Origin of the sequence: Phytopseudomonas punonensis (genome assembly GCF_900142655.1) — a bacterium.
GTDB lineage: Bacteria > Pseudomonadota > Gammaproteobacteria > Pseudomonadales > Pseudomonadaceae > Aquipseudomonas > Aquipseudomonas punonensis.
On the sequence record NZ_FRBQ01000001.1, the window covers coordinates 70,046 to 83,198 of the forward strand.

Sequence of the window (13,153 nt, forward strand, 5' to 3'; positions counted from 1 at the left end):
GTCCATAATCGCCGCCCTCGAAAAGCTGCCGGGTTACCTCCGGCCCTGATAGGTAGACACTCATGCTGCGCATCACCGAACTGAAATTGCCCCTCGACCATGCAGACGACGCCCTGCGCCCCGCCCTGGTCGAACGCCTGGGTATCGACGACAGCGAACTGCTGGAGCTCAACGTTTTCAAGCGCAGCTACGATGCCCGCAAGAAGTCCGGTGATATGCCATTCATCTACACGCTCGACTTCAGCGTGCGCGACGAGGCAGCGCTACTGGCGCGCCTGAGCAATGACCGCAACCTCGGCATCGCTCCGGACGTGCGCTACAAGCCGCTGAGCATTGCTGCCGAACAGCAACCGGCGCAGCGCCCACTGGTGATCGGCTTCGGCCCTTGTGGCATTTTCGCGGCGCTGCTGCTGGCGCAGATGGGCCTCAAGCCGATCGTGCTGGAGCGCGGCAAGGAAGTGCGCCAGCGCACCAAGGATACCTGGGGCCTATGGCGCAAGAATGTGCTGGACCCCGAGTCCAACGTGCAGTTCGGTGAAGGCGGCGCGGGGACCTTTTCCGACGGCAAACTGTACAGCCAGATCAAGGACCCCAACCATTACGGGCGCAAGGTGCTGGAAGAATTCGTCAAGGCAGGCGCGCCAGAGGAGATTCTCTACGTCAGCAAGCCGCATATCGGCACCTTCCGCCTGACCGGCGTGGTGGCGACGATGCGCGAAGAGATCAAGGCTCTGGGCGGCGAAGTACGCTTCCAGCAGCGCGTCAGTGATGTGCTGATCGAAGACGGCCAATTGGTCGGCGTGGAGCTGGAGAACGGCGAGCAGATTCACAGCCGCCACGTCATTCTGGCTCTCGGCCACAGCTCCCGCGATACCTTTCGCGCGCTGCACAAGCGCGGCGTGTTCATGGAAGCCAAGCCGTTCTCGGTGGGGTTTCGAATCGAGCACCCACAGTCGCTGATCGACCGCGCGCGCCTCGGCAAGTACGCCGGCCACCCGAAACTGGGCGCTGCCGACTACAAGCTGGTACACCACGCCAAGAATGGGCGCTCGGTGTACAGCTTCTGCATGTGCCCGGGCGGCACCGTAGTGGCGGCCACCAGTGAGCCGCACCGGGTGGTCACCAACGGCATGAGTCAGTACTCGCGCAACGAACGCAACGCCAACGCCGGCATCGTGGTTGGCATCACGCCCGAGCAGGACTTCCCCGGCGGCCCGCTGGCCGGCGTCGAGCTGCAGGAGCGCCTGGAGTCGCACGCTTACGTGCTTGGCGGCAGCAACTACGAGGCGCCGGGCCAACTGGTCGGCGATTTCATCGCTGGCAAGCCGAGCGAAGCGCTGGGCAGCGTGGAGCCGTCCTACAAGCCGGGGATCAAGCTGGGCGATCTGGCGCAGGCCCTGCCGGACTTCGCCATCGAGGCGATCCGCGAGGCCTTGCCGGCGTTCGGCAAGCAGATCAGGGGCTTCGACATGCACGACGCCGTGCTCACCGGCATCGAAACCCGTACCTCGTCACCGCTGCGCATTACCCGTGGCGAAGACCTGCAAAGCCTCAACGTTCGCGGCCTGTTCCCGGCCGGTGAAGGCGCGGGCTATGCCGGCGGCATTCTGTCTGCAGGGGTTGACGGTATCCGCGTGGCCGAAGGCGTGGCACGGGCGATCATTGAGCAGCAGGCCGACTGAAGCAGCGGCCACCCCGCGCTGTCGCCCGCCACCTGCTGCTGCTGCTGCTGCTGCTGCTGCTGCTGCTCATGATGGTGTGCCACGGCCGCCTGTCGCGGCAGCACGCGGCAGGCAGCGATCAGCTCAGGACTCCCAGGGCTGACCGCGGGTGCGCCTGACCAGCTTGACCTTGTCCTGCATCGCCGCCTTGGCCAGCATGTGTGCACTGACTGGTGCGGTGATGAACAGGAACAGGGTGATCAACAACTCGTGGACGCTCAGGCCATGGGACTGGTTACCGAAGAAAATCATCGAGGCGACGATCATAGCCCCCACACCCAAAGTGGTGGCCTTGGTCGGGCCATGCAGGCGTGTGAAGAAATCCGGCAACCGGTACAGACCGATGGCGCCGATCAACGCGAACGTGCAGCCCAATAGCAAAAAGAACGCGACCAGCGCTTCGATCCAGAAAGACATGGTTTAGATCTCCGATCAGTCGATGATTTCGCCATGGAGCATGTGTTTACCCACAGCCACGGTACCAACAAAACCCATGATAGCGATCAGCAGGGCTGCCTCGAAGAACAGATCAGACTGCAACCAGATGCCAAATAGCACGATCAACGCCAGCGCGTTGATGTACAGCGTATCAAGCGCCAGCACGCGGTCCGGCATCGACGGCCCCCTCACCAAACGAATCACGTTGAGTATCATGGCAAGGCCCATCAAGACCATGCATAAAGGAATCACGATATCGAGCATTCGAAAATCTCCAGCAGCGGCGCCTCGTAGCGGGACTTGATCTGCGCGACGACGTCATCACCATCAGCCAAATCGAGCACGTGCAGCAGCAACGTCTTGTGGTCGGCGCTGAGGCCCGAGGAAACGGTGCCGGGTGTCAGCGAAAGAATGCACGCCAGCACCGCCAGAAGAAACTCGTTGTCGATGAGCATGGGCACTTCGACGAAAGCCGGCTTGATCTTACGCGTCGGCCCCAGCACCAAGCGCGCCACATGAATGTTGGCGACCAGTATGTCCCACAGCACCATGAGCAGGTAGCGGCATAGCTTCAGCGGTTTACGCAGGCGCGGAACCTCGAACATGAAGTCTCGGCACAGCAGCATGATCCCCCAACTGAGAAAAGCGCCAAGCAGCAGATGGCCGACACTTGGCTGGTTGACCAGCAGCAGCCAGATCACGGTCAGCATCAGGGTGAATATGGGGTGGGGAAGCCAGCGTTTGAGACTCATGCTTCACCTCCCCGCACGAGCTGCAGATAGGCATCGACGTTCAACAACTGCTGCGCCGTGGCCTGGGTATACTCGTAGACCGGCTGCGCCGCGACCACCAGCAACGGGCTGCAGGCCAGCAGCCCGATGGTCGCCAAGGCGCGCACAGTATCGAGGTCGGTTTTGGGAGCGGCCTCATCCGTAGTGCGCCAGAAGAGTACGCTGCCAGCGCGGGACAGTGCGACCAGCATGCCCAACCCGCCTATCAGTACCACCGGCCAAAGTTCCAGTGCCTGTTGCCCGGCGCCAGCGGCGCGCAGCAACATAATCTTGCCGAGAAACCCCGAAAATGGCGGAAGCCCGGCCACCGAAACCGCGGCGATAAAGAACAGCGCCCCGAGCAGTAGCGGGTTGGCCAGCCGTGGCCCAGTGCGTAGGCGTCCACGCAGGTCGCCGCGCTGACGCGCGACCATATCGGCGAGCAGGAACAACGCGGCGCAAATCCAGCTGCTGTGGATCAGGTAGAACAGCGCGCCGCTCAGGCTATCGGCCGTGCCCAGGGAAATGCCGGCCAGCAAGGTGCCGACCGAGACGATGACCAGGTAACCGATCAACCGCTCGAAACTACGAACCGCCAGGGCGCCGATAACGCCTGCCGCCAGAGTCAGCATCGCCAAAGGCCAGAGCAGGCCCTCGACCAGATGGGTCAGGGTGCCAGCCTGGCTGCCGAACAGCAGCGTGAACACCCGTACGATCGCATAAAGGCCCACCTTGGTCATGATAGCGAACAGCGCTGCCACCGGTGCGGTGGCAGCGGCATAGGCGCTCGGCAACCAGAAGTACAGAGGCAGTACCGCGGCCTTGAGGCCGAACACGATCAGCAGCAGGAAGCCGGCAGCAGCCAGGAGCGGCTGCCGCTCAGCGTCGGCCTCGGCAATTTTGAGCGCCAGGTCGGCCAGGTTCAGGGTGCCGAGCAGACCGTAGAGAATGCCGATGCCGATCAGAAAAAGCGACGAGGCAACCAGGTTGAGCACCACGTAATGCACACCGGTCTTGACCCGCTGCGCGCCGCCGCCATAGACCAGCAGCGAATAGGAGGCGATCAGCAGGATCTCGAAGAACACGAACAGGTTGAACAGATCGCCGGTCAGGAAGGCGCCGTTGATGCCCAGCAGCTGGAACTGGAACAGGGCGTGGAAATTGGGCCCACGCTCGTCGTCGCCGCGCACTGCATAGAGCATTGCGAAGCCGGCCAGTACCGCAGTTATCACCAGCATCAGCGCGGCAAGTCGGTCGAGCATAAGCACAATGCCGAAGGGCGCCTGCCAGTTGCCCAGCGCGTAGAGCTGCAGCTCACCGCTATTAGCCTGCATCAGCAGCCAGATGCTGATCGGCAGCAACGCCCAGGTCAGGATCAGGGAAATCACGCGCTTGACGCGCAAAGAGAGGTAGGAACGCACCAGCAGCAGGCTGCCGGCGAGCATTGGCAACAGAATTGGCAGGATCAGACCATGGTTCATCAACGAGGCTCCTCGCCATCCACATGGTCAGTGCGCAGCTCACCCAGGGCACGCAATGACAGCACCACCACGAAGGCCGTCATCGCGAAGCCGATGACGATGGCGGTAAGCACCAGCGCCTGAGGTAGCGGATCGCCGTGCTCGGTGCTCTTGCCGATTACGGCCGGCACGCCGGTGCCGAGGCGCCCCATGGCGAACAGGAACAGGTTGACGGCATAAGAGATCAGAGTAAGCCCCATTACCACCGGATAGACCCGCGCACGCATTAGCAGATACACGCCCGCTGCTGTCAGGACGCCAAGCGTCAGGGCGTAGAGCGCTTCCATCAGTGAACCTCCTTGCTGGATTCGTCCTGGCTGACATGGCCAATATTAGAAAGGATCAGCAGTGTCGCCCCTACCACCGTTAGGTACACGCCAAGGTCGAAGAGTAGCGCCGTGGCCAGTTCGAACTTGCCGATCAGCGGCAGATGGAAATAGTCGAACGCCGAGGTCAGGAACGGTGCGCCGAACGCCAGGCTGCCCAGACCGGTCAGCGCAGCGATGAGAATGCCCAGACCGGCCATGGAGTGGTAACTCCAGCGCAGCCGCTGCTGAGTCCACTCGACACCATGGGCAACGTACTGGAGGATCAACGCAATGGCCGTGATCAGGCCGGCGATAAAGCCGCCGCCCGGCAGGTTGTGGCCACGCAGGAAGATAAATGCCGAAACCAGCAGTGCCATGGGCATCATCAACCGGGCGATCACATCGAGGATCATGGGGTGGCTATCGGTCGACCAGAGTTTACCGTTGCGATCGGTATGCGGATGCGGCAGGTGCAACCCTGCCAGCAAGCCGTAGATACCGACAGCCGCGATAGCCAGCACGGCAATCTCGCCGAGGGTATCAAAGCCGCGGAAATCCACCAGGATCACATTGACGACGTTGGTGCCGCCACCGCCACTGACGCTGTTCTCCAGGAAGAACGACGAAATGCTGTCGTACGGACGGGTCATCACCGCGTAGGTCAGCAAGGCGATGGCGATACCAGCACCGCCGGCCAGAGCCGCGTCGCGCAGCCCGCGCAGGCTGCTGGACTCCTGCGGCGTGCGGTCGGGCATGAAGAACAGCGCCAGCACCAGCAGAATGATGGTCACTACCTCAACCGACAGCTGAGTCAAGGCAAGATCCGGTGCCGAATAACGGGCAAAGGCCAACGCCACCATGAGTCCCGCACAGCTGAGCGTCATCAAGGCCTTGAGGCGGTCGCGGTGGAACACCACCGTCAGTACTGCCATCACACAAAGGATCAACATACCCAACGTGGTGATCCCATCGACCGGCGACAGCGCCACTTCACCACCGAGCTTCTTGAGATCCGACAACGCCACCACTAGGAGCGCCAGCGCGCTGAGCAACAGCCAGGCGATATAACGCTGCAGCGAGCCGCTCTCCAGAATCCGCGTCAGCGCGCGGGCACCCATGACCACACTGGAGATAAAGCGCTCGAAGATATCCTTGGCGTCCATCGTCGGCATACCGTCGTACCAACGGAACAAAGGCTCGCGGCAGGCATAGACGAGAACCCCACCGGCCAACGCCACGACACTCATGGCAAGCGGTAGATTGAAGCCGTGCCAGATTGCCAGGCTGTACTGCGGCACCTCACCGCCCAAGCTAGCCGCAACAGCCGCGGCCAACAGTGGCGCAACGGTGTAGGCCGGCAGCATGCCCACCAATAGGCAGAGAAACACCAGAACTTCCACGGGAACCTTCATGTAGCGCGGCGGCTCATGGGGCGGATATTTGGGCAGGTCCTTCGGCTCACCGTTGAAGAACACGTCATGAATGAAGCGCAGCGAGTAGGCCACCGAAAATACTCCGGCCAGGGTCGCCGCCACCGGAATCATCCAGTTGAAGATCCCTAGCAGGTCCTGGTTGAGTGTTTCGCTGAAAAACATTTCCTTGCTGAGGAAGCCATTGAGCAACGGCACACCAGCCATTGCCGAGGCCGCCACCATGGCCAGCACCGCAGTGTGGGGCATGTATTTCCATAGCCCGGCGATACGCCGCATGTCACGGCTACCGGTCTCGTGGTCGATGATGCCGGCGGCCATGAATAGCGAGGCCTTAAAAGTAGCGTGGTTGATGATGTGGAACAGCGCCGCCACCGTTGCCAGCTCGGTATCCAAGCCAAACAGCAGCGTGATCAAGCCCAGGTGGCTGATGGTGGAGTAAGCCAGCAGGCCCTTGAGATCGTGCTGGAACAACGCCATACCTGCACCGAACAGCAGCGTGACCATGCCGGTCATGCTGACCATGTAGAACCACCAGTCCGTTCCAGCCAGCACTGGATAGAGGCGCGCCAGAAGAAAAACTCCGGCTTTGACCATGGTGGCCGAGTGCAGATAGGCGGAGACCGGCGTGGGTGCTGCCATGGCCTGGGGCAGCCAGAAATGGAAAGGAAACTGTGCGGACTTGGTGAATACGCCGAGCAGAATCAGCGTCAGTGCCACCGGATAGAGCGAGTGGGCGCGCACGATATCGCCGGCCTCAAGCACCATGCTCAGCTCAAAGCTGCCGGCGATGTGCCCCAGTAGCAAGATGCCAGCTAGCAGTGCCAGGCCGCCACCGCCGGTGACGGTCAGCGCCATGCGCGCGCCACGACGGGCGTCGCTGCTACCGCTCCAGAACCCCACCAGCAGGAATGAAGACAGGCTGGTCAGCTCCCAGAACACCAGCATCAACAGCAGGTTCTCGGACAGCACCACGCCCAGCATGGCGCCCATGAACAGCAGCAGGTAGGCGAAGAAGCGCCCCATCGGCTCCTGCTTGGCCAGGTAATAACGGGCGTAGAGGATAACCAGCAGGCCAATGCCCAGAATCAGCAGCGCGAACAGGAAAGACAAGCCGTCAAGACGAAAGCTCAGGTCCAACCCCAGCTCGGTCAGCCAGGGGTAGCGCACCACGTGGCCGTGCCCTTCGAAAGTGCCCGGCCGTTCCGCCCACAGCAGAACCATGGCGGCGGCCGGCGCGATCGCGGCCGCCAGTGCGCAGAGCGAGCGACCCTTGCGGTCAGCCAGCAGCGGAAGAAGGATGCCTAGAAATGGTAGGGCGACGACCAGCGCAAGCGCCATACACTAAAACCTCTCGTACCAGCCCGCCTGTAACCTGGCGGCCCATTGATGTGTGCTAAAGCCAGCCGGCTACAGCCTGACCGCTCCTTGCAAGGGTAAGCGCGAAGCCGAATCAGCGGGCGTAAGTGCCGGTGGTCATTTTTAGCCCATACCCAGAACTGGCCGAAACCGCTTGGTCACCGGCAATCGCCTATAACTGACTGATAATCCGTGCGTTATGTTCGATCTGTTTTGGTCTGGGCGCCTGATTCGAAGCGCCGGACGATTATGCTTAGCTATCAGCCCGAGGTCATGGATAGAACTATTACTAAACACTATCAGGGCGGTCTAAATATCTGCTTACAGCATAAGCAAAAGGGCCGGAACAGCTTGCTGTTCCGGCCCTCGATTCACTCCGGCAACTGCCGGCATAATCAGTGGGTGACGCGGCTGGTGCCGTTGACGGTCATGATGCGCACGCGATCACCGACGCGGAAAATCTGGTTTTCCTCTACAGCCTGCACATACGCACGCATACTGCCGTCGTCTTCACGCACTGTGATTTCCACGCCTTGGGTACGGGTGATGCCTTCCTCGGCTGCGGCGCCCAGTAGGCCGCCCGCTACCGCGCCAATAACAGCTGCCACGGCCGAACCACGACCGCCGCCAACGCCGCTACCCGCTACACCACCGATTACCGCACCTGCGCCACCGCCGATTGGCGTTTTGGTGCCTTCGATCTTCACCGGCCGCAGGGATTCGATGGTGCCCATGCGCACGGTCTGTACGGCGCGTGCTTCGTCGCGCGAATAGCTGTCGCCGGTCAGGCTGGACGCGCAGCCGCCGAGGGTGAGAGTCGCTGCAGCAAACAGGACAGCGAAAATACCGGGTTTAAGCATGACGATTCTCCAGACTGGACTGATAAACCTATGACAGCTTGGCCTTCAGGACGGTCACTGTGATTGCTGACAAATTGCTTCACGCGTTCAGCTGCGGTACAGCTCAAAAACCTGACCACATTAGCGACAGCAGTATAGACAGCTGCCATTGGCAATCGTCACAGCGGTATCCAGCGACGATCAGCAGCGTGCCGCTTGAGCAAGGCGCCAGAACCTGGCGAGATCAGCAGCACGTGCTTCAAGCTCCTGGCCGGCGTGAGCGCAAGCATGCTCCAGGGTGATCGGCCCAGGCGCCAGGCTGAAACAAGCTTCGATACCCGCCTCGCGTACCTGTTGGTAGCCTTCACCCAGGCTACCAGCGAGGGCGATCACCGGCACGCCTTGTGCCTGCGCCACCCGTGCGACGCCGACCGGCGTCTTGCCGTGCAGGCTCTGGGCATCCAGGCGCCCTTCCCCAGTAATTACAAGGTCAGCACCACGCACAGCCTCGGCGAGGCCGGACAACTCGGCCACCAACTCGATGCCCGGGCGAAAACGCGCGCCGAGAAACGCCTTGGCCGCAAACCCCAGGCCGCCGGCGGCGCCCACGCCCGGAAAGGTACTGAAATCCTCACCCAACGCCTCGCTGACGACTTCCGCCAGACGCGCCAACGCCGCGTCCAGCTCCCTGACCTGTTCGGGATTGGCACCCTTCTGCGGGCCGAAAACCGCCGATGCACCTTTCGGTCCGCACAACGGATTGTCGACATCTGCCGCCACATCGACCTGCACATTCTGCAGGCGATTATCGAGCCAGCTCATGTCGACGCGCTGCAGCGATGCCAGCGCGGCGCCGCCCTGGCGCAATTCGTTGCCGCCTGCATCGAGAAACCTGAGGCCCAGAGCCCGTAGCAAACCGCTACCGCCATCATTGGTGGCGCTGCCGCCGAGGCCCAGGATGATTCGCGTGGCACCGGCATCCAGTGCAGCCCTTATCAGCTCCCCGGTGCCATAGCTGCTGGTTACCCGGGCATCACGTTGTTCACTCGGCACCCAATGCAGGCCACTGGCGGCGGCCATCTCGATCACCGCAGTGCCGTCGCCCAGCCAGCCCCAATGAGCGTTTACAGGTGTTGCCAGCGGCCCTGTTACGCTCACCTCGCGACGCTCGCCGCCACTGGCAGCCAGCACCGCATCGACAGTGCCTTCGCCGCCATCGGCCATGGGGCACAACACGATCTCGGCTTGCGGATACACGGCAAGCCAGCCGCGGGCGATGGCCTGGGCCACCTCGGGCGCACTCAGGCTCTCCTTGAACGAATCAGGGGCGATGACGATTTTCATGGGAAGACCTCGATAGCAGCGGGACGCCACGCGGGCGTCCCGTAGAGAAACGACTTACAGGAGAACCAGACTGAGCAGCCATACGGTGAGCATGCCGACCAGCCCCTGGATCAAGGTAGCCATGGTTTGCGCGCGATAAGCTACGGCCACCGGCATACGGCTGAACTGGGTGACCACCCAGAAGAAGCTGTCGTTGGCGTGGGAGACGGTCATGGCTCCCGAGCCAATGGCCATTACAGTCAGCACGCGGCCCATTTCGCTGTCCAGGCCGAGCTGCGTCAGCAGTGGTGCGACCATCGCCGAGGTGGTGACCAGAGCGACGGTGCTCGAGCCCTGGGCGGTCTTCAGCGCAGCCGCGACCAAGAACGGCATGAACAACCCAACGCCCAGGGCCGACAGCGTGGCGCCCAGGTAGGCGCCCAGCGGCGAGGCACTCAACACCGCGCCGAACGCACCACCGGCACCGGTAATCAGCAGGATGGGCGCTGCGGAAACGATGCCCTCGCTAACACGGTCATGCAGATTCTGGCGTTTGCCATTGCCCTTGAGCAGCGTGCAGGCCAGCAGCAGACCGATCAGCAACGCCACTACCGGCTGACCGCAGAAACGCAGAACCGCAAGGATTTCGCCCTCTCCGAACGGCTTACTGGGGAATACCGCTATAGAGCCCAGGCAGATCAGCAGGATAGGTACGAAGATCGGCGCGAAGGCCTGGCCGGCACTTGGCAGTTTTCCGTACCTGCTACGCAGCTCGGCGAACTCTTCGGCGCTGGGCAGCGGCGTGCCGTCATCCACCAGGGCGATGTCCTTGCCCACGAAGCGGTTAGCCCACCACATGCCCGCCAGGGCGGTGATCATGGCGACAAACAGGCCAACCGCGATCACCAGCCCCAGGCTCGACTCAAGCCCCAGGTTGCCGGCCGCGGCAATCGGCCCAGGCGTTGGCGGCACGAAGGTGTGGGTGGCGTACAGGCCAGTCGCCAGCGCGACGCTCATGGCCACGACCGAGACCTTCATGCGCGCCGCCAGAGCGTTTTTCAGCGAGTTGAGGATGACGTAGCCGGAATCGCAGAACACCGGAATCGACACCAGATAACCGATGATCGACATGGTCAGCGTGGGAAAGCGCTCGCCGAGCAGCTTGATCACCGTTTCGGCCATGGTGATCGCCGCGCCACTGCGTTCGAGGATTACCCCGATGATGGTGCCGAGCACGATGACGATACCGATGTTGCCAAGAATGCCGCCAAAACCGGTGGCGATGGTCTTGAGGATGTCCTGATGGGGCAACTGATAAGCAAAACCAGCGATCAGGGCCGCGGCCAGCAGAGCGAGAAAGGGATGCAGCTTGAGACGGGTAGTCGACACCACGATAAACGCGATAAGTGCGACCAGGATCAGAACCAGAGCCATGCCGGTGTCCTCATTGTTGTTATGTGATTTGCCAGGTGCCAGGCATTGTCACCCATCAATACCGGGCGACACCCTGTTCATTCGCACAACAAGAGAGGCAAAGCGAATGCGTGTTACTGTGCAGCAGCATCACTTCGGATAGCAGCGCTCAGTCTGGCTCGATCAGCCCTAGCCCCAGGGAAAGCTGCAGACGCCGATCCAGACGCGTCAGCTCCACGCCACTGAGCTCGGCGATGCGTTCGAGGCGATAGCGCAGGGTGTTGCGATGAATGCCCAGAGCCGCCGCGCAGCTTTGCACCTGGCCATCATGCTCACACCAGGCTTCGAGGGTTTCGCGCAGCACACCACTGCTGTCATGGGCGAGCACCTTCTTCAACGGTGCCAGCCATCCTTGCAGCAGCCAGCTGTTGCGCTGGGCGTGAAGCAGCGTCGGCAGGCGATGTTCCTCAAGCGCCACCAGACGCAACGCCGGATAGCGTGCCCGGGCAAAAGCCTGCAGATCACGTAGGGCCAGGCAGGCCTGACGCAACTGCTCCAGAGACTGCACCGGGTCGCTGATCAACAGTCGGGCCACGCCCCAGCCGCGCTCATCGGCACCTTCCAGCCAGTGCGCGTCGTCACGGCCCGCGTGTAGCGGCCGGCACCAGAACATCTCGCGCATGCCCAGTGGCGCTGCCAAGTGCTCGCTCTTGCTCGATAGCACACCCAGCAAACGCGCCTGCTGGGCCAGCGGCTCGCCGCCGTCCTGCAACTCCAGCAGGCAAACATGGCGCGGCCAGGCGAGTGTCAGCCCCTGGCGCTCGGCATCCGCCGCCAGCGTACCTATCGGCACTGTCGGATCAAACAACTGACGAAGCCAAGCGTCCAGCTGATGGCGCTGCCAATGGCGCTCGGCCTGCAGCTGACGTTGCTCGACGAGCATCTCCGCAGCCATACGCACCAGTTCAGCGTAGGGCCGCACGACCTCGGGATCGCCAGTGATGCCCAGCACGCCGATCAGCTCATCAGCATGCAGCAACGGCAGATTCACCCCAGGCCTGACGCCGCGCAGACAGGTGGCAGCCTGCTCGTCGATTTCCACCACACGGCGGTTGGCCAACACCAGTTGGGCGCCTTCATGACGGGTATGCAGACGCGCCGGATCACCGCTGCCGATGATCATGCCCTGGGCGTCCATCACGTTGATGTTGTGCGGCAGGATGGCCATGGCTCGATCAACGATGTGTTGAGCCAGGGCAGAGTCGAGTTCAAGCATCGTGCGGCCTACATAAAGAAAGCCGCCCTATTGGGCGGATATCTGGGGCATACCGTGCGCCGCCTTGGCGACGCAGCGGAGAGTCGTCAGGGTGCCAGGCGCTGACGCAGCCAGGCTTCACCCTCAAGACGATAGTCGAGACGGTCGTGCAGGCGGCTGGGGCGACCTTGCCAGAACTCGATGCGCTCGGGCAGCAGGCGGTAACCGCCCCAGTGCGGCGGGCATTCGGGCGCCTGGTCGGCGAAGCGCCGTTCGGTTTGCGCCAACAGGCCTTCGAGCTCGCCACGGTCGTGGATCACTCGGCTTTGCGGTGAGGCCCAGGCGCCCAGTCGACTACCCAGTGGGCGCACCTGAAAGTACGCGTCGGATTCAGTCGGCGTAACCCGCTCGACGCGCCCTTCGATACGCACCTGGCGCTCCAGGGTCGGCCAGAAAAAAGTCAGTGCGGCAAAGGGGTTGGCTTGCAGCTGCTCACCCTTGGCGCTCTGGTAATTGCTGAAGAAGGTGAAACCACGCTCGTCCAGCCCCTTGAGTAGCAGCACACGGCAGTGCGGCCGGCCATCCGCATCGACGGTCGCCAGGGTCATAGCGTTGGGCTCTACAGGAAGTTGCTCGGTTTTCACCGCATCGGCGAACCAGCTTCTGAACAGCGAGAGGGGCTCCAGCGGAGCCTGATCCTCGCTCAACCCGTCACGGGTGTAATCACGGCGCATATCGGCCAGGGTCTGAGTCATGAGAGTGCTCTCGGAAGCGACA

12 protein-coding genes are annotated in these 13,153 nt (G+C 62.4%); 1 reads left to right on the forward strand and 11 read right to left on the reverse strand.

From position 1 onward, the window contains the following. The first annotated feature begins 62 nt into the window (after positions 1-62). A complete protein-coding gene (locus tag BUC40_RS00325; RefSeq protein WP_073261444.1) occupies positions 63-1,682 on the forward strand; it encodes an NAD(P)/FAD-dependent oxidoreductase in 1,620 nt (539 codons plus the stop codon). A gap of 123 nt (positions 1,683-1,805) precedes the next feature. Here BUC40_RS00325 and BUC40_RS00330 read toward each other — a convergent pair whose 3' ends face one another. The 11 genes from BUC40_RS00330 to pdxH all read right to left on the reverse strand — a co-directional run bounded on the left by BUC40_RS00330 (position 1,806) and on the right by pdxH (position 13,131). Further along, positions 1,806-2,138 (reverse strand): Na+/H+ antiporter subunit G, encoded by a 333-nt coding sequence (locus tag BUC40_RS00330; protein WP_073261446.1) that lies wholly within the window; start codon positions 2,136-2,138, stop codon positions 1,806-1,808. Between the two features lie 15 nt (positions 2,139-2,153). Continuing rightward, positions 2,154-2,423, reverse strand: coding sequence for a K+/H+ antiporter subunit F (locus BUC40_RS00335; RefSeq protein WP_073261448.1), 270 nt, complete (start codon positions 2,421-2,423; stop codon positions 2,154-2,156). Beyond that, positions 2,408-2,911 carry a Na+/H+ antiporter subunit E gene (locus BUC40_RS00340; protein WP_073261450.1) on the reverse strand — a complete coding sequence of 168 codons (504 nt, stop codon included), beginning with the start codon at positions 2,909-2,911 and terminating at the stop codon, positions 2,408-2,410. Before BUC40_RS00340 ends, BUC40_RS00335 begins: the two co-directional genes overlap by 16 nt. After that, positions 2,908-4,410 carry a monovalent cation/H+ antiporter subunit D gene (locus BUC40_RS00345; protein WP_073261452.1) on the reverse strand — a complete coding sequence of 501 codons (1,503 nt, stop codon included), beginning with the start codon at positions 4,408-4,410 and terminating at the stop codon, positions 2,908-2,910. The genes BUC40_RS00340 and BUC40_RS00345 overlap by 4 nt, the downstream gene beginning before the upstream one ends. Further along, a complete protein-coding gene (locus BUC40_RS00350; protein ID WP_073261454.1) occupies positions 4,410-4,736 on the reverse strand; it encodes a Na+/H+ antiporter subunit C in 327 nt (108 codons plus the stop codon). Before BUC40_RS00350 ends, BUC40_RS00345 begins: the two co-directional genes overlap by 1 nt. Beyond that, a complete protein-coding gene (locus tag BUC40_RS00355) occupies positions 4,736-7,528 on the reverse strand; it encodes a monovalent cation/H+ antiporter subunit A (protein ID WP_073261456.1) in 2,793 nt (930 codons plus the stop codon). The genes BUC40_RS00350 and BUC40_RS00355 overlap by 1 nt, the downstream gene beginning before the upstream one ends. 413 nt (positions 7,529-7,941) lie before the next feature. Continuing rightward, a complete protein-coding gene (locus BUC40_RS00360; RefSeq protein ID WP_073261458.1) occupies positions 7,942-8,406 on the reverse strand; it encodes an outer membrane lipoprotein in 465 nt (154 codons plus the stop codon). 180 nt (positions 8,407-8,586) lie between these two features. After that, positions 8,587-9,729 carry a glycerate kinase gene (locus BUC40_RS00365; RefSeq protein WP_073261459.1) on the reverse strand — a complete coding sequence of 381 codons (1,143 nt, stop codon included), beginning with the start codon at positions 9,727-9,729 and terminating at the stop codon, positions 8,587-8,589. A gap of 54 nt (positions 9,730-9,783) precedes the next feature. Then, complete coding sequence (locus BUC40_RS00370) at positions 9,784-11,142, reverse strand: GntP family permease (RefSeq protein ID WP_073261461.1); 1,359 nt, start codon at positions 11,140-11,142, stop codon at positions 9,784-9,786. A gap of 148 nt (positions 11,143-11,290) precedes the next feature. Further along, positions 11,291-12,397 (reverse strand): sugar diacid recognition domain-containing protein, encoded by a 1,107-nt coding sequence (locus BUC40_RS00375; protein WP_073261470.1) that lies wholly within the window; start codon positions 12,395-12,397, stop codon positions 11,291-11,293. Between the two features lie 86 nt (positions 12,398-12,483). Next, entirely contained in the window at positions 12,484-13,131 is a 648-nt protein-coding gene (pdxH, locus tag BUC40_RS00380) for a pyridoxamine 5'-phosphate oxidase (RefSeq protein ID WP_073261472.1), read from the reverse strand. Positions 13,132-13,153: the final 22 nt, after the last annotated feature.